We start from the raw sequence: 23,970 nt of genomic DNA on the forward strand, positions 1-23,970 counted from the left end.
CTATTTTTCGTTATCATCACTTTCAAACAAATCGCCGATTGTTCCACCCTCATCGTCTATGATGGGAGAGGTAAGATCTGGTTCTTCGTACACTTCCGGCTCCTCTTCTTCAGGTTCAGGAATGGTGATGTTTATATTTTTAACCTTAAATTTTGTAAACTGATTTCCGATCGCTTTAATTCCTTTTACGGCTATAAATTCGTCGATATTTACGATTTCAGGCTCTCTTTCTTTTCCTTTATCTTTTGCGAAAATAATTTCTGCGGTAGAATTATTAGAAACTATAATTCTTTCGACAAATGACTTCGGATGTTCAGATGGCATAAAAGTCTGTACATTGGTATTGTTTTCCAGCAAGAATCTTTTGATGAAATACATATCTTTTTCTCCGTCATAATAAATGCAGGTCACCGGTTGATGAGGACGCCATTTTTCCAAAATAATATACTCGTCATCAAAGCGGTTTCCAAGATCAAAACTTACGAGTTTGGCTTCTCCCTGTGCATTAATGGTTAAGATTTTATCATCCCCTTTAAAGTTTCCGAGGAGCGTTCCCCTTACATCCGCATTCAGTCTTCTTACCGTTTCGTCAAACCAGATCTTTCTTGGCGCCAATGTAGAAACGCCTTCTTCCTTCAGATCAACTTTTTTTACAGAATATTTGGTTACCAAATTACCTTTAGAATCTCTTCCTTTAATCGCAAGTTCAGAAAAATCGATTTCCATTTTATTCTTTCTGATTCTCGGATTGGGTTTTAATAAAACAGTTACAACCTCAGCTTCACCGTTCGGATTTGCCGAAAAATAAAGCATTTCTGAGCCTTTTACATCGGATGCTAAAGGATAATCTGTATTTCGGGTAACACCCGTCACCGAAAAACGCTTCATATAATAAGGTCCGTCTCTGCCTTCACGATAAATCATGTTGTAAACGGTGCGTTTATCGTTCTTTTTCCAGATGGCAACGTGTTGAATGTCTTTACCAATGAAGGTTTTGGCTTCTACTTTCACGACTTTCATGTTTCCGTCTTTTCTGAACGTAATGATATCGTCGATGTCTGAGCAGTCAAACAAATATTGGTCTTTCTTAAGCGAAGTTCCGATAAAGCCTTCTTCAAAATTAACATAGAATTTTTCATTAGCTACTGCAACTTTTGTCGCATCAATGGTATCGAAGATCCTTAATTCTGTTTTTCTTTCCTTGCCTTTTCCGTATTTTTTCTGAATATTCAGATAATAATCAATCGCATAGGCTATAAGATTAGCCAAATGAAATCTTACCTGCTCAATTTTGCCTTCTAATGCAGCAATATTTTCTTTAAATTTATCTAAATCGAATCTTGAGATTCTTTTAATTCTAATCTCAGTTAACCTTAAAATATCTTCTTCGGTAACTTCTCTTAAAAGATGTGCGGTGTGTGGTTTTAAGCCTTTATCAATGGTTTTCAGCACTTCTTCCCAACTTTTTACCTCTTCGATGTCGTGATAGATTCTGTTTTCGATGAAGATTCTTTCTAATGAAGAAAAATGCCAGCTTTCCTGCAATTCATTAAGCTCAATTTCCAGTTCTTTTTTCAGCAACGAAACCGTATGATCGGTATTCATTCTTAAAATTTCGGAAACGTTTAAAAACATTGGCTTATCGCCCACAATTACGCAGGCATTGGGAGAAATCGTCACCTGACAATCGGTAAATGCATATAGCGCATCAATCGTTTTATCTGGCGAAACTTCATTGTGAAGATAAATCAGAATTTCAACTTTATCTGAAGTATTGTCTTCAATTTTTTTGATTTTGATTTTTCCTTTTTCATTAGCCTTAATGATCGAATCAATCAAATCACTGGTATTTTTAGAAAAAGGAAGCTCAGAAATCATCAAAGTATGCTTGTCTACCTGAGAAATCTTGGCTCTTGCTCTTACTTTTCCGCCTCTGTGACCGTCATTATATTCTGAAACATCCAGAAAACCTGCGGTAAGAAAATCAGGATAAATTTCAAATTTTTTCCCTTTCAGATGAGCAACAGACGCATTAATTAATTCGTTGAAATTATGCGGAAGAATCTTTGTAGAAAGTCCTACCCCAATTCCTTCAACACCCTGCGCCAGAAGCAAAGGAAATTTTACAGGTAAATCTACAGGCTCGTTATTTCTGCCGTCATAAGATTTTGACCAAATGGTGGTTTTAGGATTAAAAACAACTTCCAATGCAAAAGGAGTCAATCTTGCTTCGATATATCTAGCAGCAGCAGCAGAATCTCCGGTGTAAATATTCCCCCAGTTTCCCTGGGTATCTATCAATAGTTCTCTCTGCCCGATCCCCACCATTGCATCGGTAATAGAAGCATCACCGTGAGGGTGATATTTCATCGTGTTACCAACAATATTTGCCACTTTATTGTACCGCCCGTCTTCCAGCTCACGCATAGAATGCATAATTCTACGTTGTACCGGTTTGAAACCATCGTAAACAGACGGAATGGCTCTATCTAAAATTACATAAGATGCATAATCCAGAAACCAGTCTTTGTACAGTCCTGAAACTTTTTTTAAGCTTTCGCCTTCGTGAGAGTTGTCTTCTATCATTATTTATTCTTGATGTCTTTTCTCTTTATTAGCATTTATTACTTTATTGAGGGATGTTTTTAAATCATTGACTTCTTTTCTCGTTAAATAGGAAGTTTCATATTTTAAGATTGCCGAGCCACCGTTTTTGCTAGAAACAGTCAAATAAAGTCTACTGAAAAACAATATCGAAACCATTTCAAATTTAATCAGTTTATACTTTGGAAATTCATCATTCAGCGGTTTATCTATAAAAGGAATAATATTCCTGTTTCTAAAGTGAAGTGCTTCACCTTCACTATCATATTCAAAAATCTGCCTACCATACAAATAATTAATAATCAACAATATAGCAGGAATAATAATTAAAATATAGCTTTTCTCATCTAAAATATCAAACCTCATTTTATCTACAATAAAACCTATGCACCCTCCTGATAATATCATCAATAGTAATATATTGAAAAAATTATACACAGGTACTTTTTTCCTGTTACTTAATCTCATCGTAATTATTGATTTCTACTGATTACTATTTTTTAAAGCTCAACTTCATCCAAAACCTCCTTTTTATTAATATCCTGATCTTCTACAACCAAATTTTCAAGAATAAAAACTTGTCTATCCGGTGTATTTTTCCCCATGTAAAATTCTAGAATCTGCTCAATCGTTTGGTCTTTTCCGATAACTACAGGTTCCAGGCGAATGTCTTTTCCAATAAAATGTTTGAATTCGTCAGGTGAAATTTCTCCCAATCCTTTGAATCGTGTAATTTCAGGATTTTTTCCTAATTCATTTAAAGCTTTCACCCTTTCCTGCTCAGAATAGCAGTATCTCGTTTCTTTTTTATTTCTAACCCTGAATAACGGAGTCTGAAGAATATACAAATGTCCGTTTTTTATCACATCAGGGAAAAACTGAAGGAAAAATGTAATCATCAGAAGCCTGATGTGCATTCCGTCGACATCGGCATCGGTTGCAATAATTACTTGATTGTATCTTAAATCTTCAAGACTTTCTTCAATATTTAAAGCAGCCTGCAGCAAGTTGAATTCTTCATTTTCGTACACCACTTTTTTGGTTAAACCATAACAGTTTAGCGGTTTACCTTTTAGCGAAAATACAGCCTGCGTTTCTACATCTCTCGATTTTGTGATAGATCCTGATGCAGAATCTCCTTCGGTAATAAAGATTTGTGTCTCCGCTTTTCTTTCAGCTTTTTGATCGTTGTAATGCTGTCTGCAGTCACGAAGTTTTTTATTGTGAAGAGAAACTTTTTTAGCTCTTTCTCTTGCCAGCTTCTGAATTCCGGAAAGTTCTTTTCTTTCTCTTTCAGAAATTAAAATTTTTCTCTGTATCGCTTCTGCAATCTCAGGATTTTTATGTAGGAAATTATCTAATTTATTTTTTAAGAAATCAATGATAAAAGTACGCACAGTCGGACCGTTTGGTCCCATATCACTCGAACCTAATTTTGTTTTGGTCTGAGATTCGAAAACAGGTTCTTCAACATTGATGGAGATGGCAGCAACAATCGATTTTCTTACATCGGATGCATCAAAAGTTTTATTGAAAAATTCACGAATTGTTTTTACATACGCTTCACGGAAAGCATTCAGATGCGTTCCACCCTGTGTTGTATTTTGTCCGTTAACAAATGAGAAATAAGTTTCTGTCTGCGATTTATCGGTGTGCGTAATCGCAACTTCAATATCATTATCTTTCAAATGAACAATCGGGTATAAGGTGTCACTTTCCAGCTCTTCTTCCAACAAATCCTTTAATCCGTTTTCTGAAAAGAACGTTTCGCCGTTAAAAAGAATTTTTAATCCGGGATTCAGATATGCATAGTTGCGGAGCATTCTTTCGATATACTCTTTTCTGTATTTAAAATGAAGAAAAATATCTGCATCTGGAATAAAAGAAATTTCGGTTCCGTTTCTGTCTGAAGTTTCTTTTTCATCGTGTTCTTCAGTGATTATACCTCTGGAAAACTCTGCAATCTTCATTCTTCCTTCACGGAAAGACCGTACGCGGAAATAATCTGAAAGTGCATTTACAGCTTTTGTACCGACACCATTCAGTCCGACAGATTTTTTGAAGGCCTTGCTGTCATATTTACCACCGGTATTCATTTTTGAAACAGCATCAACTACTTTTCCAAGAGGGATCCCACGACCAAAATCACGAATCGTGACTTTTCCGTCATCCACTTTTATTTCGATTCTTTTACCGGATTTCATTCTGAATTCATCGATCGAGTTATCCAGAATTTCTTTCAGTAAAATATAAATACCATCATCAGCAGACGAGCCATCGCCAAGCTTCCCGATATACATACCGGGACGCAAACGGATGTGTTCCTGCCAATCGAGGGTTCTGATATTATCTTCGGAATAGATAGGTTGTATTTCTTGTGACATATATTATTTCAGCAAACATACAAAAGTACGAAAATGGACAAAAATATCCGAATTTTTCAGTTCCTATTTATTAACATTTTAGTTAAATTTTAATAGTACAATCACACATTTATTGAAATTTAAATCAGAAATATTGAAAATTTGATCTAATTTAGATTTTTAAAGATTTTTAAATGATACAACTTCTTTCTTCAAAACTTCCCAATGTTGGAACCACCATATTTACCCAAATGTCTCAACTGGCCAATCAACATCAAGCCATCAATCTATCACAGGGATTTCCTGATTTTTCGACTGATTCTGAATTACTTGATTTAGCGAATAATTTCATTCAAAAAGGATTCAACCAATACGCTCCTTTAGGAGGAATCATGGGTTTAAAAGAAGAAATTGCAAGAAAAATAGAGAACAGCCACCAAGCAATTTATCATCCCGAAACTGAAATCACCATCACAGCAGGCGGAACCCAGGCGATCTTTACAGCAATTGCGACCTTTGTAAAGGAAAATGATGAAGTAATAATTTTCGAACCGGCTTATGATTGTTATGAACCTACCGTTGAACTTTTTGGTGGAATTGTAAAACGCTTTCAAATGAAAGCTCCCGATTACGAAATCGATTGGAATGTTGTAAAAAAACTGGTTTCAGAAAAAACAAAAATGATTATTCTGAATAATCCGAACAATCCTTCCGGGAAGATTTTAAAAGAAAATGACATTGAGGAGTTAATTAAAATCGTAAAAGACACTAATATTTTAATTTTGAGCGATGAAGTGTATGAAAATATTGTTTTTGACGGTAACGAACATTTAAGCATTTGTAAATATCCTGAGCTTAAAGAAAGAAGTCTTTTAGTAGCCTCTTTCGGGAAATTATTCCACATCACAGGTTGGAAAATCGGATATTGTGCCGCCCCAAAAGCTCTGACTGATGAGTTTAGGAAAGTACATCAGTTCAATATTTTCTGCGTTAATACTCCACTTCAAATGGCTTTGGCAGAGTACATGAAAAATGACGAGCATTACAATCAACTAAGTCAATTTTTTCAGGAGAAGAGAGATTTTTTAAGACAAGGTTTAGCCCAAACTTCATTTGAACTTCTCGATTGTGAAGGAACTTATTTTCAGGCTTTGAAATATGGCAAAATTTCAGATAAAAATGATTTTGATTTCGCAACTGAATTAACGATTAATCACAAAGTGGCAAGTATTCCATTTTCTGCTTTTTATAAAGATAAGCTGAATGAAAATGTGATCAGATTGTGCTTTGCAAAAAAGAATGAAACCCTGGAAAAGGCTATTGAAAATTTAGCTAAACTTTAAAATAAATCTCTCGCAGATTAAACAGATTAGGTAAAGATCTGCTCAATCTGCGAGAGGAAATAAATTATTTTTAAAAGAACATTCCGCCGGAAGCTTCAATTCTTTGTGCAGTGATCCAACCCGCATCGTCGGTACACAAAAATGCTACCACTCCACCGATATCATCCGGCAAACCAGCTCTGCCTAAAGCAGTATTTCCGGCAATCATAGAGTTCACATTTTCATCATCTCTTGTTCTTCCGCCACCAAAATCAGTTTCAATTGCTCCCGGAGCGACTACATTCGCTTTTATTTTTCTTGGCCCTAATTCTTTCGCCATATAGTTGGTCAACATTTCAACACCCGCTTTCAATGAGCCATAAACAGACGATCCCGGCAAAGCAAATCTTGCTAAACCTGAAGAAACATTTATAATTCCTCCTCCATCATTGATGAATGGCAAAAATTTCTGAGTTAAAAAGAAAACTCCTTTGAAGTGAATATCAACCATCTCATCAAGTTGGTCTTCTGTAGTCTCAGCAATCGGAGAATACAATGCTGTTCCTGCATTATTTACCAGATAATCTAAATTTTTGCTTCCTGTATTTTCCTCCAAATGATCTGTCACTTTTTTGATAAATTCATCAAAGCTTTTTGTATTTCTCGTATCCAATTGATAAGCGATCGCTTTTTGACCTAAAGCCTGAATTTCTGCGACAACATTTTCAGCTTCTTCCTTATTACTATGATACGTAATGATTACGTCCAATCCTTTTTTAGCAATTTTTAACGCTGAATTTTTACCTAAACCTCTACTTCCGCCTGTTACAAGGGCAATTTTTGTTCTGTTATTCATAATTTGATTTTTTGATGTTACAAAGTTGAGTCAATTTCAGCCTTTAAGATTTACTTCAATCAATCTGAAATTTGCAAAATTCAAATCAGGTACGAAATTCTATTGGTGCAAATGAAGTTTTTCGTTTAAAGAAATTAGAGAAGTGAGCAACCTCTTCAAAACCTAAAGCATAAGAAATTTCAGAAATATTCCAGTTGGTTTGTTTTAATAATATTTTAGCTTCCTGAATCAATCGATCTGCAATAAATTCTGTAGTTGTTTTCCCGGTTTTTTCTTTAACATTTTTATTTAAATAATTCACATGAATCGACAATCGATCTGCAAAATCTTTAGCTACTTTCAGCTGAATTCGTTGATTGGAAGATTCAATCGGAAACTGTCTTTCTAACAATTCGACAAACAGAGAAACTACTCTTACCGCTGCGTTATGTGAATGACCAACTTTTTCTGCAGGTTGTAATTTTTGTCCGTAATGAATCAGTTCGGAAACATAATTTCGTATTAAATCATATTTAAATTCATAATCAGAATCTATTTCTTTTTTGATTTTTCCGAACAGCAAATCAACCTCATCGGCCAATTCATCATCAATCTCAAAAACGGGAATGGTACCCGGCTGAAATAAAGGCAAATCTTCAAGAATATTTTTAGACGAATTTTTAGTAAAAAAATCAGCCGTAAAAACGCAAAAATTCCCTGACTGATTCTCATCTTCAGGTACATAATGATAAGGAACTTTCGGAGTTGCAAAAAGTAAAGCATTCTTTTTTATTGAGATTACTTTATCTGCATATTCAGCCCTGTTTTTCCCTCTTATTAAACTGATTTTATAATATTTCCTCCTGTTGTAAGGCATTTCAGAGGTTTTTTTGACATTGGCAATGGTCTGCGCAATATCAAACACATTAAAATGACCAATATCTTTATGAAGACCTTTCGGAAAGATGCTTTCGATATCTTTTCCCAGTCCTTTGGTCATCTCAAGGTAAAAATCTTCCAGAGAAGCATGAGCTAGTTTTTCCATGATGTGGAATTTGTATAATTCAAATATAGGAATTTATGAAATATGAGTTAAATTACATATCCTCCAGCAATTTCTAAAATCCATTTTCCATTTTTATATTCTGCAGAATAATCCGTAGAGCTACTGTTTCCCCATTCTTTTATATAAAAAATATTAGGATTATTTTTATTTCTTTTAATTTTTCCGATTCCGTGTGATGAGACATCCGTAACTTTTAAATAATCAGTTTTTGATTTTGAATCTTCAGGACTAAACAAAACATGATATTTAGGGCTTATTTGATGAAAATAATCACAATCACTAATGAAAATTTCAAAATAGTAGTTTTTATTACTAAGATTTTCAGATCCGTAATCAGGTAACAACGTTTCATAAAGCTGGGTAAACTTATTCTTTTCAGATTTAAACATTGGATTCAAATCATTAAAATCATCCATTCCATCTCCATCGGTATCTTTATTATTGGGATTTAACCCAAAGCTTTTTTCAAAAATATCGTTATAACCGTCGTGGTCAGAATCTTTTACTAAATCTTCTAATTTTATTTTGAATAGTTTTCCATCTTCAATTGCTGAATAATCATCATAACCTGGCAAACCTGGAACTTTTACGATTTTAACAAAACTTCCTTCAAGCTCTAAAAAACCATTATTAACAATCGGCTTTTCCTGAACTTCATTAATATAATAATGACTAAAGCTTAATCCTAAAAAATAAGCAGAAGGTTTTTCATTTTCTATTTTACAAAGCCAAAATCCGAGCTGGTTTCTACCAAAAGCATACATTACATTTCCGATTTTTTGCTGATTAGAAAAAGTAAATTGTTCTGAAAATTTATTATTAAATGCTTTAAATTCCGAATCATATTCTTTCCATTTCTTTTCCATAATCTCTTCCGACTTCGATTCTAGACTGTCTTTTTTAAAGCTTCTAAATTTTTTGAGATTAACAATCTGTAGATAATTCGGCTTTTCAGTAATAATCTTTTTTACATTATATTTTTGTGCGTGTGCATAATAATTATCATTGATTAAATCCTCACTATTTTTAAAATACTTAGTCCAGATATCATCAGAAGTTGTAAAACACCTTTCTTCCAAACTCTTTGAACACGAAACAATCAGAAACAAGAAAAATAAATATCTCATAAAATGTTTTTACTAATATATAAAAAACGCTCCCAAATTCATGGAAGCGTCTTTAAAATACTATATAACTAACTTTTAATATTTTTAAACATTAAATCTGAAGTGCATCACATCACCGTCCTGAACGATGTATTCTTTACCTTCTACAGAAAGCTTTCCAGCTTCTTTTACTTTTGCTTCAGAACCATACGTTACATAATCATTGTATCTGATTACTTCTGCACGGATGAAACCTTTTTCGAAATCTGTATGGATTACTCCTGCAGCTTGAGGAGCTGTCCAACCTTGTCCGATTGTCCAGGCTCTTACTTCTTTTACACCTGCTGTAAAATAGGTTTGAAGCTTTAATAAGTCATAAGCTTTTCTTATCAAACGGTTTACTCCAGGTTCTGTAAGACCTAATTCTTCTAAGAAAATTTCTCTTTCTTCAAAAGTTTCAAGCTCATTAATATCAGCTTCGATCTGAGCTGCCAAAACAACAACTTCAGCACCTTCACCTTTCGCCATTTCTTCAATTTTTGCAATCCATTCGTTTCCGTTTTTAATTGAATTTTCATCCACATTACAAACGTAAAGAACCGGTTTATTCGTCAAAAGCTGAACTTCACCAATGATTGATTTTGCAAAATCATCCATTGCAAATTCTCTTGCATTTCTACCGTCTTCAAGGTGTTTCTGAAGATTTTGAAGTGTTTCGTATGTTAATAAATCTTCTTTCTTACCAGATTTGATGAATTTTTTCGCTTTTTCAACAGCTTTTCCAACTGTTTCCAAATCTTTCAACTGAAGCTCGATATCGATAATATCTTTATCTCTCAAAGGATCTACTGAACCTTCAACGTGGATAATATTTCCGTTTTCAAAACATCTCAAAACATGAATAATCGCCTCACACTCACGAATGTTTGCCAAGAATTGGTTTCCTAAACCTTCTCCTTTACTTGCTCCTTTTACAAGACCAGCAATATCTACAATCTCTACAACAGCAGGCAAAACTCTTTCAGGATTTACCAATTTTTCAAGCTCAAATAATCTCTGATCCGGTACAGAAACCGTTCCTAAATTAGGCTCGATAGTACAGAAAGGATAATTGGCAGACTGCGCTTTAGCATTGCTTAAGCAGTTAAAAAGAGTTGATTTACCTACATTCGGTAAGCCTACGATTCCACATTTCATAACGTTAGATTCAAAGTTTAAGGTTTAAAGTGTAAGGTGATTTTACCTTTCACTTTCAGCGGGCAAAGATAGTGATTTTACGGTGGATTTCATAATAAAAAAAATCTGCCACTATTGTGACAGATTCTATGAATTATTTTTGTGCGTTTACTTTTACGGATTATCTCCTGTCGCTTCCTGAGCAAGGGGAACATCATTTGGAGCCGCTTCCAATGCACGATCCAATGTAAAAAGTGATTCATTGCTTGCTCTGTCACCGCCTGCAATTTTTAATTTATCAATCAGATTCGCAGCTAATGTTTCTTCCTCAATTTGTTCCTGTACAAACCACTGCATAAAATTCCACGTTGCCCAATCTTTTTCTTCTAACGCTAAATCGACCAATCTGTAAATCGCCGTAGTATTATCCACTTCGTGCTTAAAAACTCCATCGAAACAAGTAGTTAAAGATTCGGGATCAACAGGAGGTTCCGGGATGGCTTCTACTTTTGGCTTCCCGCCTCTGTTTAAAACATATTCCATAAATTTTATGGAATGATTTCTTTCTTCCTGTGCATGACGGTACAGAAAGTTGGCAATTCCCTGATATCCTTTATCATCTGCCCAAATTCCGTAAGATAAAAATGTGTGTGAAGCGTGAATTTCTTTATTCATCTGATCACTCAATGCTTTTTCCAGCGCAGGTGAAAGTCTGTTGGTATTCATAATTGTATATTTAAATGTGATTATCAATATGGATACAAAAATGATTCCGTGAAATGTATTTTTTATACCTTTTTAAAAACATCATAATACAATTAACTATAAAACAAATACTTAACAATGCAATTTATAGTTAGTCTAAAATAAAATGATGAATAATAAGAAGTAGCTTTAAATCTGATCACAAGAACATTCATTATTTTTGAATATTCAATGATGACCAGATTGAAAATTTTCCTTTTAAATAGTATAAGAATTTGTTTAAAGAATGATCGCTCCGAAGAAGCGTAACCTTTGTAGCAAATTATTGAAATGATGATGGTGAACTGTGTAGGAGCGCTACCTTTTTTTAAAAATATATTTGTGACTTTTGATCTAGCCCTATTTTTTAATCAGTCTTGCCAAATAAGAATCCTCATCCTGCAAAACTTTTTCAATAGTAAAACCATTATTTTCAGCAGCATTTTTTAAGGTATTAAAATCGAGATACAGCCATTTAATTGGATCTTCAGATTCACCTTTATAATGAACAATATAATCTAATTCCCCATAATATCCGTTTGCAGGAATCAAAACTCCTCCATCTTCATCTTGATCAAACATGTAAAGAATATCGGTACTGTCAATCAGAATCTGTCCGTTTTTATTTAACAAAGAATGAAGTTTTTTAAGGTAAATATCAATTACTTTCAGGCTTTGAAAAATTCCGGTTCCGTTCATTAACAAAAGAATTGTATCGTAAGTTTCTCCTGAAAATTCAAGCATATTCTGAGCAACCGCTTTCTGAATTCCTCTCAACTGACAAACCTGAATCGCCTTTGGCGAAATATCTAAAGCGGTTATATCTAAATTTCTTTCATTCTGAAGATATAACGAATGCGAACCCGCTCCTGCTCCAATGTCCAAAACTTTTCCGTGAGATAATTTTAAAGCTTTCTTTTCAATTTTATTCATCTCTTCAAAATCTCTGAAAAGATATTTTACCGGAAGCTCATCGAGTTCGGAAATTGAAGTTTCAGTCTGCAAATCTTCAGGATTTTCGTTTTTAAAATAATCCCAGATTGCGCGTCCCATTAAGTCTTTCATGCTGAATTTTAATGGTGCAAAGATAAGATTTAGAAGAATAGAATAAAAAATGATTAAAAGATTAATTTTTAATTTTATTATTGTAAAAACTCTATTTGATGAAAAATACCTTATTAATTATTATTCTATTTTCCTTCGTAGGATGCACTCAGGAAAATCCAAAATTTGACAAAATTATATACAAAACTACAAGCTGCTTCGGAACTTGTCCTACTTATTATCTTCAAATAAACAGTGATAAAACTTTTCAATTGTTTGCTGAAGAAGTATTTAAAGATGATTTTTCAATTTACGGTTATGAATTAGATTCATCAAAAATGGGATATTTTAAAGGAAAATTAGATGATGCTACTTTTCAGAATTTGAATAAAAAAATACAGAAAATATCTGAACCTAATTATAAATATTACAACGACGGTTTTATTACAGACACTCCACAATCACATTAATTATACAAAGAGGCGGTGATAAAACCTGTTATCAGACCAATTATCCTACAGATAATTTTCGAATTCATGTTCTAAATTTTTTGAATAAAATATGTAAAGGAACAACTGCAAAAGGTGAAAAGTTTAAGACAGACTACAAATTTGACTGTTACTAAATGTATTTTCAAATCAGCATCATAAAAAAATTCTATTTTCCAACTCTCATTCTTCTTGCAATATTTCCCTAACTTGTCTTTTCTAAAAACGAGATTCATCTCATGACAGATAAACAATTTAATTTTCAACAGGGTTTTACATTCAGCAAACATATTCCGGAAGATATTTCGCATTTTGACCGGGTTTTTGATGTGTTCAAAGACTTGCTAACCCACACTTCTGGCGATATTGAGGAAGCTTTTGAGTGGCTCGATATGCTCGATAAAGAATATGATATTTTCACCGACGAATATACGCTTGAGGATTTTGAAGAAGATTTAAGAAAGCGAGGTTACATCAAAAAAGAAGACGATTCTGAAGATGGCAATTCCGGAAAAGGAAAAGGAAAAAACATTCTTACAGCCAAACTGGAAGCCGCTTTACGGGAATATGCTTTAGACCAGATTTTCGGAAAGCTTAAAAAAAGCGGCATCGGAAATCACAAAACCAACAAATCAGGAGTTGGCGATGAACGGGATGGTGAAAACCGAAATTTCCAGTACGGCGACGACTTATCCTCAATAAACATGACGGAAAGTCTGAAAAACGCCCAAATCAATAATGGAATTTCTGACCTTCGAATGACCGAAGACGACCTCATTGTAGAAGAAACCAAACACAAAGCCCAAATGAGCACGGTTTTGATGATCGACATCAGTCATTCGATGATTTTGTACGGTGAAGATCGTATTACACCTGCGAAAAAAGTTGCAATGGCTTTGGTTGAACTGATTAAGCGAAAATATCCAAAAGATTCCATCGATATTATTGTTTTCGGAAACGAAGCGTGGCCTATTAAAATCAAAGACCTTCCTTATTTACAAGTTGGTCCCTATCATACCAATACCGTTGCAGGATTAGAATTGGCAATGGATATTCTTCGTAGAAAAAGAAATACCAACAAGCAGATTTTCATGATCACCGATGGAAAACCAAGCTGCTTAAAACTTCCTACCGGAGAATATTATATGAACAGTGTTGGTTTAGACGAAAAAATTGTTTCTGAATGTCTCAATAAAGCTGCACAAGCCAGAAAACTAAAAATCCCTATTACCACTTTTATGATTGCCCAAGATCCTTATCTACGACAATTTGTGAATGCTTTTACAGCGCAAAATAAAGGGAAAGCTTTTCTCACAGGTCTTTCAGGATTAGGGCAAATGATCTTTGAGGATTACGAAAAGAATAGGATTAAGAGGATTTGAGAAGAGCCAGGGAAAAAGTAAAAAGGTAAAAGAGACTGGAAATCGGAAAAGAGAAGTTTATGCGATTTCGGAAACTAATTTCGAAGCCGACAGTTGACCTTCCAGCTTCCCATTTCTAGCACCCAACCATTAACAAACAACATCATTAAAACAAATGAAAAACGATATTACATTTAAAGAATTAAAAAAATCAGGATATACAAATAAAACCATCAGTCAGGAAATTCAGGCAAATTTGATTGCGAAAATTAAAGCAAAAGAACCCGTTTTTGAAGGACTTTGGGGATATGAAGATTCTGTAGTTCCACAATTAAAAAAGGCGATTTTAGCAGGCCATCACATCAATTTATTAGGTTTACGCGGACAGGCAAAAACCAGAATTGCAAGAAGCATGGTGAATCTTTTGGATGAATACATGCCGATTGTAAAAGGTTCTGAAATCAATGACAGTCCGTTTCAGCCAATCTCAAAATATGCACGAGATTTAATTGTTGAGTTGGGTGACGAAACACCGATTTCTTGGGTTCACCGTTCAAATCGTTTCTTTGAAAAACTGGCAACTCCCGACGTGAATGTTGCCGATTTAATTGGTGACATCGATCCTATTAAAGCAGCAACTTTAAAACTTCCTTATTCTGACGAACGTGTTCTGCATTACGGAATGATTCCAAGAGCGAACCGTTCCATTTTTGTTTTAAATGAATTGCCCGATCTACAAGCTAGAATTCAGGTTTCTTTATTTAATATTTTGCAGGAAGGCGATATTCAGATTCGTGGATTTCAATTGAGAATGCCGCTTGATATTCAGTTTGTATTTACGGCAAATCCTGAAGATTATACCAATCGTGGAAGCATTGTAACGCCTTTGAAAGACAGAATCGGGTCACAGATTTTTACGCATTATCCAAAAACCATTGCCTTAGCAAAACAAATCACTGAACAGGAAGCTCAAGTTTCTGCGGAAGATAAAGAACAGATTCAAATTCCGGATTTGGCGAAAAATCTTTTGGAGGAAGTTGCTTTTGCAGCCCGTGACAGCGAATATGTGGATGCGAAAAGTGGCGTAAGTGCAAGATTGACGATCAGTGCGATGGAAAACCTTGTTGCTGCATCAAAATTACGTTTAATAGAATCTGAAGCTCAAAAAACTACTGTTCGTCTGCTTGATTTCATGTCGATTATTCCTTCAATTACTGGAAAGATTGAATTGGTTTACGAAGGCGAACAGGAAGGTGCTGATTATGTTGCCAAAATTTTGATTGATAAAGCCGTGATGGTACAGTTTGAAAGTATTTTCCCACGCATTTCAAAATTAGAAAAAGAGGGCATCAAAACGCCATACACCGATTTAATCAAATGGTTCAATAAAAATCAGCTGGAACTTAATTATACGGATACAGATGAAGAATTCTATAAGAAACTCAACAGCATTACACCTTTAACAACCGTTGTTGAAAAAAATGCCACTGAACTCAATGAAGAAGACAAAAACTTCTGCAAAGAACTGGTTTTATGGGCTTTGACAATCAGTAAAAAATTAGATAAGTCTGAAAACTCAGCAACATATACTTTCGACTCTGCAGATGTAAGACAATTGTTCAGAAATTAATTTTTGAAACAATGATTATGATATAGAGGAAGCATAAATCTTTGAGATTTGTGCTTCCTTTTTTGTTTTTATGTACATGTCAGTTCGAGTAAAAATTCTGAAAGAATTTCGTATCGAGAACAGGCATGTACATAAAAAGTTCTCGACATATTTCCCCTTCTCTTTGTTTCGGAAAAACACTCGAATTGACGAATTTCATTTTTTCTAAAAATCATTCATTCTAAATTGTATATTTGTCAAAACTAAAAGCACAATTTTGGAGTTACAGGAACTTTTTGAACGTTTAGCGATACTTTGCATATCGATTTTCACTCTTTATTATTTTTCAAACAGAAACCGTAACATCAGGTTGCATCCTTTGCTAGGATTGATTAGTGTCTGCACATTTTTCATGTGTCTGGTTTTTACCAAAGCGGAATATAGTCTCGGAGTGGGTTTTGGTCTTTTTGCCATCTTTTCAATCCTCCGTTTCAGAACGGAAACTTTTACCATTCAGACTATTGTTTTTCTTTTTGTTTCCATCACACTTTCACTGTTAGACGGGCTTTTACCCATTAAAAACCTTGAAATTCTTTTAGGAATTAATATTTCGATTGTTGTGATTTATTTAATCTTAAATTATTTCGAAAAAAAGTCACCTATCGTTTCTGAAAAAAATTATATTGAAGTTATTTCTTCATTAGATTTCCTTCAGCTTGAAGAAGCAGAACGTAAAAGAGTTTTAACCGAAAAAACCAAACTGAAAAATTTCAGCTATAATATTAAGAGTATTAATCTGAATGATAATATTGTGATTTTAAAGGTTTCGCATTAATGCATTTATAACGCAAAGTTTTAATAAAACTGGAGCATATTTAAGAAGCAAAGAATAGTGAACAAGTCGCTTAAGCGTAAAGAATAAAGAATGTACATAAGCTTTATAAAATGAAATTATTGATTCATCTTGCTCCTTAAGTTATCATAAAAAAACATCATCTTTGCGTTTATTATGAAACATTTATTTTTTTAAGTCTAATCAATTTTAATAGTTTAGCTTTTTAAATAAAATGATTTTTTTGCCACGCAAAGTTTAATAAAATAATTTCTTATTTTAAGGGGCAAAGAGTAGCAAACAAGTTGCTTAAGCTTGAAGAATATGCGTCATTGTATTATTAAAGATTATAATTAAACAGATTTAAAGATTAATAGTGAACAAGTCGCTTAAGCGTAAAGAATAAAGAATGTACATAAGCTTTATAAAATCAATTTTATTGATTCATCTTTGCTCCTTAAGTTATTGTAAAAGAAACATCATCTTTGCTTTTATTATAAAACATTTAATCAAAAAATTAATTCATATAATCAAAATTTATGAACAATTATAAAAGATTTATTCTTTTAAGTCTAATCAATTTTAATAGTTTAGCTTTTTAAATGAAATGATTTTTTGCCACGCAAAGTTTAATGAAACAATTTCTTATTTTAAGGGGCAAAGAGTAGCAAACAAGTTGCTTAAGCTTGAAGAATATGCGTCATTGTATTATTAAAGATTATAATTAAACAGATTAAAGATTAATAGCGAAAAGCGTAAAGAATATACATAACTTTATAAAATCAATTTTATTGATTCATCTTTGCTCCTTAAGTTATTATAAAGAAACATCATCTTTGTGTTTATTATAAAACATTTATTTTTTAAAGTTTAATAATTTTAATGGTTTAACTTTTTGAATAAAATGAGTTTTTTTGCCACGCAAAGTTTAATAAAACAATTTCTTATTTTAAGGGGCAAAGAGTAGCAAACAAGTTGCTTAAGCTTGAAGAATATGCGTTATTTTATTATAAAAGACTATTCAGATTGAGCAGATTTTTAATTTAATGATCTGCGAAATTAGCTCAATCTGCGAGAGAAAACTCAATCCATATAAGCTCTTGCCTGCTTAATGTACAATTGCTTTTCATCACCCAAATATTTGAATTCTATATCTAAAGGATAACTTCTCTTGGCCATTTTTCGTTTCTGCCAAAGAAGATAAAGTTTTCTTTCTAAAACAGGAGAAATATCAAACAGTTTTTTAATTTCAGTTTCTGTAAGAATGGGTTTTCCGCTATTTAGGCTTGATGTAGAACGATAATCAACGACAAAGGAACCAAATCCGCTGAAATTGTGACAGTAAAATTCATCACAGGTTACGCCGGGTTCAGGTTTTACGACAGATTCTTCACCTAATTGAACATTCACGGTAATTCCTGCATATCGGTCACGGTAAAGATTTCTTGTAACCAAAACACCGTTTGCTTTTTCGTCAGGGAAAGAACGGTGTACCAACACGCCCATTGCACAGCTTTCATGATTGATTCCAAACAAATCACGCTCCTGAAAAGCACGGAAATTCCAGAAACTTGACCAGACTTCCAAAATAGCTTTTTCTACAGTTTTTTCAGTGTCTCCGATGATTGCGGTTTTAGAATCGTATAATCCAGCCCCGTTGAATCCTTCCATATCTTCAGCATTGGTTGAAGAACGGAATCTAAAGTTTTTAAAATCATTTTGAGCGTTGAGCTTTTCTTCTATTTTCTTCAAAAGTTCAGTATTCACTTTAGAATTTTTCACCGTTTTTCTAAATGCTTTTAATTCCTTTTCTAAAAGTTTCACAGAATCTTTCGGAATTGCATACAATGCATTGATTTTATCCTGAAAATGATTATCCTTAATATGCTGGTCAAAATAATAGAACGGGATTGCAAAAGCATATTCAGGAGTTTTATAGGACTTCAATTCTTTTTGAATCTGCTTTAAAAGTCCAAGGTTTGTAGCCTTTGATCCAATAGAATTAACGATATTTAAAGGAGTGACGGTTTCCAGATCGACTAAATCGGTTACCGAAAGGTCTCTTTTCAGAATAATTTCTTTCACCGCTTTCTTACTTGGAATTGGTTTTTGTGAAGCTTTTAATGAATATGAATTTTCTTTTGTAATCAATTCTACTTTCTTACCTAAGAGATTATTAATTGATTGCTTCTCCCAAACTTTTGTATCAACATACACCGGAATATTTCTATTTTTTGCCAGCAAAACCAAATGACTTAAAGGAGTCTGAAGTTCTGTAATAATAATTCCGCGAACGGTTGGAATAAACTCAGGAGTTGTATTAATGATGATAATTTCATCAGCTTTAGGATTAAAATCTTCCTTCTTCCGTAAATCATATTTTTTAAGAATCCCGATACTGGAAGTATTTTCAATCGACTGTTCTGTAATTCTTTTAAAAATAAAATCTGAGAAAACGGTTGGAATCTTTAATGCTTTTTTTGAATTTAGGCCGATTACATGCGGAGAATTCAGATAAAACTTCAACTTATCTTTGAAAAACACATTTTTATTGACTTCATTAAAAAAGAAATTGATCAAACTTGCATTCATCTCGTCTGACGCAGCCAGTTCCATCACCCAATCATCAGAATCTTCCAGATAATTAATATTGGCAAGAAGATACGTTCTCTTATTGGTCGGGTTATAAGATTCTTTATTAAACTCACCAATTTCCTGACTATACCCCAAAACCTGTACACAGAAATCGTAATGATAGGTATATCTCGTACTGTTAAAGAAATACATTTTTTTTGCACCGTAATCGTAGACCACTTTTACAGATTTCATATTCGTAAACTTATCGGTAAGCGGTTTTCCTGCAAGATTTAGAAACTGCTGTTTCTTGGTAATAGAATGCACATAATTATCCTGCGAATATGATAAAAATGACAAAGTGAGGAATAAGAATACTAAAATATTTTTCATGTGTTTGTGAAGATTACCTCACAAATGTAGACATTATCCTGAATGTGACAAATAGTAATTAGCCCCGATAGAAACGGCATCCTTTTGTGAAGCAAAGCGGAACAAAAGATATAGTGGATAGCGGGAAAAAGCTACGGAAAATATAAGTAATTGGTAATGATTAATAAGTAATGATTAATATTTACTTTTGATGACTGTATTTTAAAAGTAAAGTCCCGCTTTGAAATTAAAACGAGACTTTACAAGTGAAAACAAGGTATCTTTAAACGACAGGTCCTGCCGCATCTTTTATTTCTTCTAATAACTTTTTGCGTTCCTGCAATCTTCTTCTGGCAATGACCGATTTACCATTGATGAGTCTTATAAATCTTGGATATTTGAATTTTTCTTCCCCAAAATGATGGGTTAAAACAAACAGCAATACTCCAAAACCTGCAACGATGATGTAACCGAAAATTCTCTTGTTGGCAGAAAGAATTGCGTTTAGCTGAATATTTTTTAAGTTGGCTGAAAGATCTTGCGGAGTGAGTGTCATTCCATCTAAATAGACTGCTAAATTGCCTAAACTCTCAATCTGAAACTGATATTGAAACCATGAAAATAATGCTGAGAAAAATCCTACCGCAAGGAAAGTACGCCAAACCAAAACCAATCCGATGGCCGCCAACATATCATCGAGTTCCAGCTTGTCTAAAGTATAATACCAAACGGAAATAAATAGCGAGCCCATCCCAAAACCTTTCAGAAACATCGGCAAATACCAGTTTTCATAGTTGAATTCTAGCACCATCGAAAAATACATAATAATAGCATACCCGATCATCGCAGAAAATCCTGAAAAGATGAACATTTTGAGAGGTCTCTCTTTTTTAAACCAATAAACAGCGACAATTCCGGCAAGAATTAATCCGGGAATCATCATCAGATTCAGTTTAGCATTGGTCAATTGGTCATATCCTAAAACACCGACTGAAAAGATATTTTGAATGGAAGCAGTTCCTAAAAACATTCCCAAACAAAACAGCATAAACAATCCGTTTTGAACATTGCTTCGCTTGAAGATTTTAAAAGATAAATAAGGTCTTTTCAAAGTCATCTGGCGAATTGCCAACAAAGCAAAGCTGACAAATGCCGCAATACTTGCATTGATAATCCTTGTAGAATTCAGCCAATCTTGCTGTTTTCCAAATGAAAAAACGTAAGCCGAAAACATAAAAGTAGAAACAAATAACAGAATACTCAACCAGTCGATATAATGCAACGGAACTTTTAAAGCAAAATATTTATTGTGCATAAAAATCCAGCAAATCAAAGCCATTACAAAACATAAAACCGCTGCGAAAACGAAAAACTGCTGCCAATTGTAAAGCATCGAAACTTCTACCGCATAATAACCTGAAATCTGAGTCAAACTCAAAACAAATGTATAAAATACACCATAGAAAACCCCTCTTCCACCCATCATTGCCATCAACGGAAGAAAAAGCTCGATCGTGATCATCATTTTAAAAAACCCAATAACCAAAGCACTTGCAATGATAATTACAGGCTCCATCGTAGTTCCGTTAATGTAACTTAGCAGTCCTAAAAGCACCAATAAAAGCACTACTTTATCACGTACTTTATATCGCATTTTAAATCTGAGAACGACCGGCATACAAGCACCCATCCCAATTGTTGTGGCATAATTTGCCCACATAAAATATTCGGTAAGCTGACCGGTTCCACTTACCATAAAGCTCAAATTCCCTGCATAAACGCCTCCTAAAGGCATTACGACAATAAGCAGTAAAACTATAATTAACAGCTGAACAGGTTTTGGAACCCAATCGCTGAAAAGACCTTTGTTATACATAATTTTTAGACTAATAGATGATAGACTAATAGAGAATAGACAGTCATAAGATTTAGATAGATGAGAATTTTGGTTTATGACAAAGAATCACAAAAGTCTTTTATCTATCTGTCTATAATCTATTCGTCTCTTTATAAAGAAACATTCATATTCATCCCTGCGCTCAGCTTGGCAACATCTTCTTTTTTGTTTGATGATGTAAATTCTATTCTTACAGGAATTCTCTGTTGCACTTTAATGAAGTTACCCGTAGAATTGTCTGTTGGAACACTAGAATATCTCGAACCCGTTGCTGCAGAAATTGCAGTTACCGTTCCTTCAAATTGTTTTCCACCCAAAGCATCTGCGGTCATCATCATTTTTTGTCCGATTTTGATGTTCGGCATCTGGCTTTCCAAAAAGTTGGCAGTTACCCATTTGTGATTATTTAAAACAATCGTTCCCACCTGTTGTCCCGGCTGAATCAGCTGACCTTCAGAAATCACTCTTCTTCCCATCACGCCATCGTAAGGCGCAGTAATTACGGTATAAGAAAGATTGATTTTTGCCATTTCCAATGCAGATTTTGTTCTTTTGATTTCTGCATCGTTGATTCCTAATTTACTTTTCACTTCAGTTGTAGAAAGATTGGCTGACTGCTTTTGATTTACTAATGTTTCGTATGCTGCTTTTTGGGCATCATATTCTGTTTTCATCTGGTCAAATTGCTGTTTTGTGACCGCTTCCGAAGCTAAAAGGTTTTTGTATCGGTTTAAATTCTGTTCGGCATTCCAAAGTCTGGCTTTTGCTCCGGCAATATTAGATTCCATAACACTTACGTTATTAGAAACTGTATTTACCGATGAACTTGTCGCCGATTTTTGTGCTAAAGCATTTTGATAAGCTGCTTCCGCCTGACCAAGCTGCGTCATAATTTCTCTCTCATCCAGGATTACCAAAGTGTCGCCTTTTTTCACCTGTTGATGTTCGATGAATTTAATTTCTTTGATATAAGCTGAAACTCGTGTGTTGATTGGATTTATAAATTCCTCCACCTGAGCAGCTTCTGTATAGGTTTTATCGCCGATATGAAAATATTGACGAATCAGCCAAAACAGTCCAAAACCAATCACCAGAAAAACAATAATATTTGAGATGATGGCTCTTATTTTATTCTTTTTATTTTGTTTTTTCTTAGCTTCTGCACTTGAAACTGCAGGCTGTGTATCTTGAGTATTTTGTTCTTTGTTTTCCATTATTTTGATTTTCAGTTTTAAAGATTAAAGTGTTCCCGTAGATTTCAGCAGATTATAATATTGATACAGAACATTGATTTCTGCATTGGCAAAATCTAATTCCGACTGCAGTTTTTGGTTTTGTGCATCAAGCATTTCCGCCTGTACAGCCAATTGATTCAGATATTTGGCTTCCGTAATTTTGTAGTTTTCATCCGCCAAATTTTTAGCATCATTCAAAATCTCAGCCTGCTGTATCGCTTCCTGATATTTTGTATATGCTGCATTCACTGCCATATCAAGATTTTGCTGTACCAATGTCATCGCATCATTTGCCTGATTTTTCTGTAACTCACCAAGCATCACTCTTTCTTTGGTTTTATATAAATTATCAATATTATAACTCAAAGAAACACCACCTTGCCATCCGCTTGAGTACATATCCAATACAGGATTTCTTGTCGTAATAGGTCGTTGCAAAGTATATCCTCCAAAACCTGAAAGTGTCGGCATTTTATCCGTTTTAATGATTTCGATATTTTTATCGGCAACGGCAATGTTGGTTTTTGCAGATTTTATTTGTGGATTGTTGTCGTGAGCCAAATTCAGATAATAATCCATCCCGATTCCGGTTTCTTTATTGCCTAAATTTTCTATGGGAATAATCTGTGTTTCAGAATCTAATCCTAAAGCAATATTCAGATTATAATTGAGGATTTTTCTATTGTTGACTAAAGTTAGCATTCCCTGGTCTAAATTTTTAATCGCCAATTCACCACGAATGACTTCATTTCTGGTAATCATTCCTTGCTGATAAAATTTTTGAATATTTTTCAGACGTTCCAGACCCAGCTTTTTATTGTTTTGAATGACAACTTCCTGATTTAAAATTTTATAAATGTCTAAATAATTAGAGATCACCAAAAACTTTATATCCTGTTTTCTATTCTCTAAATCTAATTCCGAAAGCTGTTCACGAAGTCCTGCCAATTCAATAGATTTATTGACCAACCCTCCTTTGAAAATCAATTGAGTCGCCTGTACAGCATATGAACTTCCGTAATGCGGCATCGGAATAGTCGTTGAATTCGAGAAATCTTTGTCAATTGCGATTACATTTCCCAAATAAAATTGGCTCGTAGAAGCTGTGATTGTAGGAAGTTTCTGAAGTTTTGTAATATCTGTCTGCTGTTTTGCAATATCGATATTCTGAGCAGAAACTTTAATTTGCTGATGATTTTGAATTGCCAGTTCGGCAACTTCACTCGCTGTCATCTGTTTTATTTCTTGTGAAAAAAACAGCGCAGGAAAAAGACCTATCAAAACTGATAGTGCTGTTTTTATGTTTTTTACCATTTTACCTTGCTTTACAGATGCAAAGTTA

At 33.9% G+C, this 23,970-nt stretch carries 18 protein-coding genes; 5 read left to right on the forward strand and 13 right to left on the reverse strand.

What is annotated here, in order from left to right; all coding sequences use genetic code 11:
• From EG358_RS13955 to EG358_RS13965, 3 genes are all read right to left on the reverse strand, one after another.
• Entirely contained in the window at nt 1-2,586 is a 2,586-nt protein-coding gene (locus EG358_RS13955; RefSeq protein ID WP_174565090.1) for a DNA gyrase/topoisomerase IV subunit A, read from the reverse strand.
• A 3-nt stretch (nt 2,587-2,589) separates the two neighbouring features.
• Complete coding sequence (locus tag EG358_RS13960) at nt 2,590-3,012, reverse strand: hypothetical protein (protein WP_228421319.1); 423 nt, start codon at nt 3,010-3,012, stop codon at nt 2,590-2,592.
• Nucleotides 3,013-3,104: 92 nt separating this feature from the next.
• Complete coding sequence (locus tag EG358_RS13965) at nt 3,105-4,988, reverse strand: DNA topoisomerase IV subunit B (RefSeq protein WP_076559709.1); 1,884 nt, start codon at nt 4,986-4,988, stop codon at nt 3,105-3,107.
• Between the two features lie 173 nt (nt 4,989-5,161).
• Here EG358_RS13965 and EG358_RS13970 point away from each other — a divergent pair, with 173 nt between their 5' ends.
• Nucleotides 5,162-6,310 carry a methionine aminotransferase gene (locus EG358_RS13970; protein ID WP_076559707.1) on the forward strand — a complete coding sequence of 383 codons (1,149 nt, stop codon included), beginning with the start codon at nt 5,162-5,164 and terminating at the stop codon, nt 6,308-6,310.
• Nucleotides 6,311-6,380: 70 nt separating this feature from the next.
• On the opposite strand, the gene EG358_RS13975 is transcribed toward EG358_RS13970, so the two are convergent.
• From EG358_RS13975 to EG358_RS14000, 6 genes are all read right to left on the reverse strand, one after another.
• On the reverse strand, nt 6,381-7,145 hold the full coding sequence (locus tag EG358_RS13975; RefSeq protein WP_076559705.1) for an SDR family NAD(P)-dependent oxidoreductase: 765 nt from the start codon (nt 7,143-7,145) through the stop codon (nt 6,381-6,383).
• A gap of 85 nt (nt 7,146-7,230) precedes the next feature.
• On the reverse strand, nt 7,231-8,169 hold the full coding sequence (locus EG358_RS13980; protein WP_076559703.1) for a helix-turn-helix domain-containing protein: 939 nt from the start codon (nt 8,167-8,169) through the stop codon (nt 7,231-7,233).
• Between the two features lie 47 nt (nt 8,170-8,216).
• Nucleotides 8,217-9,317, reverse strand: coding sequence for a hypothetical protein (locus EG358_RS13985; protein ID WP_076559701.1), 1,101 nt, complete (start codon nt 9,315-9,317; stop codon nt 8,217-8,219).
• 84 nt (nt 9,318-9,401) lie between these two features.
• Nucleotides 9,402-10,493, reverse strand: a complete 1,092-nt coding sequence (gene ychF / locus EG358_RS13990) for a redox-regulated ATPase YchF (RefSeq protein WP_076559698.1) — start codon at nt 10,491-10,493, stop codon at nt 9,402-9,404.
• 153 nt (nt 10,494-10,646) lie between these two features.
• Complete coding sequence (locus tag EG358_RS13995) at nt 10,647-11,198, reverse strand: ferritin (RefSeq protein WP_076559696.1); 552 nt, start codon at nt 11,196-11,198, stop codon at nt 10,647-10,649.
• 378 nt (nt 11,199-11,576) lie between these two features.
• A complete protein-coding gene (locus tag EG358_RS14000; protein WP_076559694.1) occupies nt 11,577-12,281 on the reverse strand; it encodes a class I SAM-dependent methyltransferase in 705 nt (234 codons plus the stop codon).
• Nucleotides 12,282-12,379: 98 nt separating this feature from the next.
• Between EG358_RS14000 and EG358_RS14005 the strand changes: the two genes are divergently transcribed.
• From EG358_RS14005 to EG358_RS14020, 4 genes are all read left to right on the forward strand, one after another.
• Nucleotides 12,380-12,730 carry a DUF6438 domain-containing protein gene (locus EG358_RS14005; RefSeq protein WP_076559692.1) on the forward strand — a complete coding sequence of 117 codons (351 nt, stop codon included), beginning with the start codon at nt 12,380-12,382 and terminating at the stop codon, nt 12,728-12,730.
• Nucleotides 12,731-12,987: 257 nt separating this feature from the next.
• Complete coding sequence (locus tag EG358_RS14010; RefSeq protein WP_076559689.1) at nt 12,988-14,130, forward strand: vWA domain-containing protein; 1,143 nt, start codon at nt 12,988-12,990, stop codon at nt 14,128-14,130.
• A gap of 154 nt (nt 14,131-14,284) precedes the next feature.
• Complete coding sequence (locus EG358_RS14015) at nt 14,285-15,739, forward strand: sigma 54-interacting transcriptional regulator (RefSeq protein WP_076559688.1); 1,455 nt, start codon at nt 14,285-14,287, stop codon at nt 15,737-15,739.
• Nucleotides 15,740-15,995: 256 nt separating this feature from the next.
• Nucleotides 15,996-16,553 (forward strand): DUF4956 domain-containing protein, encoded by a 558-nt coding sequence (locus EG358_RS14020; protein WP_076559686.1) that lies wholly within the window; start codon nt 15,996-15,998, stop codon nt 16,551-16,553.
• Between the two features lie 1,080 nt (nt 16,554-17,633).
• Here the strand turns inward: EG358_RS14020 and EG358_RS14025 are convergent.
• From EG358_RS14025 to EG358_RS14040, 4 genes are all read right to left on the reverse strand, one after another.
• Nucleotides 17,634-19,517 (reverse strand): PEP/pyruvate-binding domain-containing protein, encoded by a 1,884-nt coding sequence (locus EG358_RS14025; RefSeq protein ID WP_076559684.1) that lies wholly within the window; start codon nt 19,515-19,517, stop codon nt 17,634-17,636.
• A gap of 262 nt (nt 19,518-19,779) precedes the next feature.
• Nucleotides 19,780-21,372 carry an efflux MFS transporter permease gene (locus EG358_RS14030; RefSeq protein WP_083677014.1) on the reverse strand — a complete coding sequence of 531 codons (1,593 nt, stop codon included), beginning with the start codon at nt 21,370-21,372 and terminating at the stop codon, nt 19,780-19,782.
• A gap of 131 nt (nt 21,373-21,503) precedes the next feature.
• Complete coding sequence (locus tag EG358_RS14035; protein WP_076559681.1) at nt 21,504-22,607, reverse strand: HlyD family secretion protein; 1,104 nt, start codon at nt 22,605-22,607, stop codon at nt 21,504-21,506.
• A gap of 24 nt (nt 22,608-22,631) precedes the next feature.
• Complete coding sequence (locus tag EG358_RS14040) at nt 22,632-23,942, reverse strand: TolC family protein (protein ID WP_076559679.1); 1,311 nt, start codon at nt 23,940-23,942, stop codon at nt 22,632-22,634.
• Between the last annotated feature and the right edge of the window lie 28 nt (nt 23,943-23,970).

The organism is Chryseobacterium indoltheticum, assembly GCF_003815915.1.
GTDB classification, from domain to species: Bacteria; Bacteroidota; Bacteroidia; order Flavobacteriales; family Weeksellaceae; genus Chryseobacterium; species Chryseobacterium indoltheticum.

What these genes read in the sequence shown, in the direction of transcription:
- EG358_RS14005 (WP_076559692.1), top strand. Translation starts at nt 12,380, where the DNA reads ATGAAAAATACCTTATTAATTATTATTCTATTTTCCTTCGTAGGATGC.
- EG358_RS14040 (WP_076559679.1), bottom strand. Translation starts at nt 23,942, where the DNA reads ATGGTAAAAAACATAAAAACAGCACTATCAGTTTTGATAGGTCTTTTT.
- EG358_RS14030 (WP_083677014.1), bottom strand. Translation starts at nt 21,372, where the DNA reads ATGTATAACAAAGGTCTTTTCAGCGATTGGGTTCCAAAACCTGTTCAG.
- EG358_RS13995 (WP_076559696.1), bottom strand. Translation starts at nt 11,198, where the DNA reads ATGAATACCAACAGACTTTCACCTGCGCTGGAAAAAGCATTGAGTGAT.
- EG358_RS14035 (WP_076559681.1), bottom strand. Translation starts at nt 22,607, where the DNA reads ATGGAAAACAAAGAACAAAATACTCAAGATACACAGCCTGCAGTTTCA.
- EG358_RS14000 (WP_076559694.1), bottom strand. Translation starts at nt 12,281, where the DNA reads ATGAAAGACTTAATGGGACGCGCAATCTGGGATTATTTTAAAAACGAA.
- EG358_RS13955 (WP_174565090.1), bottom strand. Translation starts at nt 2,586, where the DNA reads ATGATAGAAGACAACTCTCACGAAGGCGAAAGCTTAAAAAAAGTTTCA.
- EG358_RS13965 (WP_076559709.1), bottom strand. Translation starts at nt 4,988, where the DNA reads ATGTCACAAGAAATACAACCTATCTATTCCGAAGATAATATCAGAACC.
- EG358_RS14010 (WP_076559689.1), top strand. Translation starts at nt 12,988, where the DNA reads ATGACAGATAAACAATTTAATTTTCAACAGGGTTTTACATTCAGCAAA.
- EG358_RS14025 (WP_076559684.1), bottom strand. Translation starts at nt 19,517, where the DNA reads ATGAAAAATATTTTAGTATTCTTATTCCTCACTTTGTCATTTTTATCA.
- EG358_RS13985 (WP_076559701.1), bottom strand. Translation starts at nt 9,317, where the DNA reads ATGAGATATTTATTTTTCTTGTTTCTGATTGTTTCGTGTTCAAAGAGT.
- EG358_RS14015 (WP_076559688.1), top strand. Translation starts at nt 14,285, where the DNA reads ATGAAAAACGATATTACATTTAAAGAATTAAAAAAATCAGGATATACA.
- EG358_RS13975 (WP_076559705.1), bottom strand. Translation starts at nt 7,145, where the DNA reads ATGAATAACAGAACAAAAATTGCCCTTGTAACAGGCGGAAGTAGAGGT.
- ychF (WP_076559698.1), bottom strand. Translation starts at nt 10,493, where the DNA reads ATGAAATGTGGAATCGTAGGCTTACCGAATGTAGGTAAATCAACTCTT.
- EG358_RS13960 (WP_228421319.1), bottom strand. Translation starts at nt 3,012, where the DNA reads ATGATATTATCAGGAGGGTGCATAGGTTTTATTGTAGATAAAATGAGG.
- EG358_RS13970 (WP_076559707.1), top strand. Translation starts at nt 5,162, where the DNA reads ATGATACAACTTCTTTCTTCAAAACTTCCCAATGTTGGAACCACCATA.
- EG358_RS13980 (WP_076559703.1), bottom strand. Translation starts at nt 8,169, where the DNA reads ATGGAAAAACTAGCTCATGCTTCTCTGGAAGATTTTTACCTTGAGATG.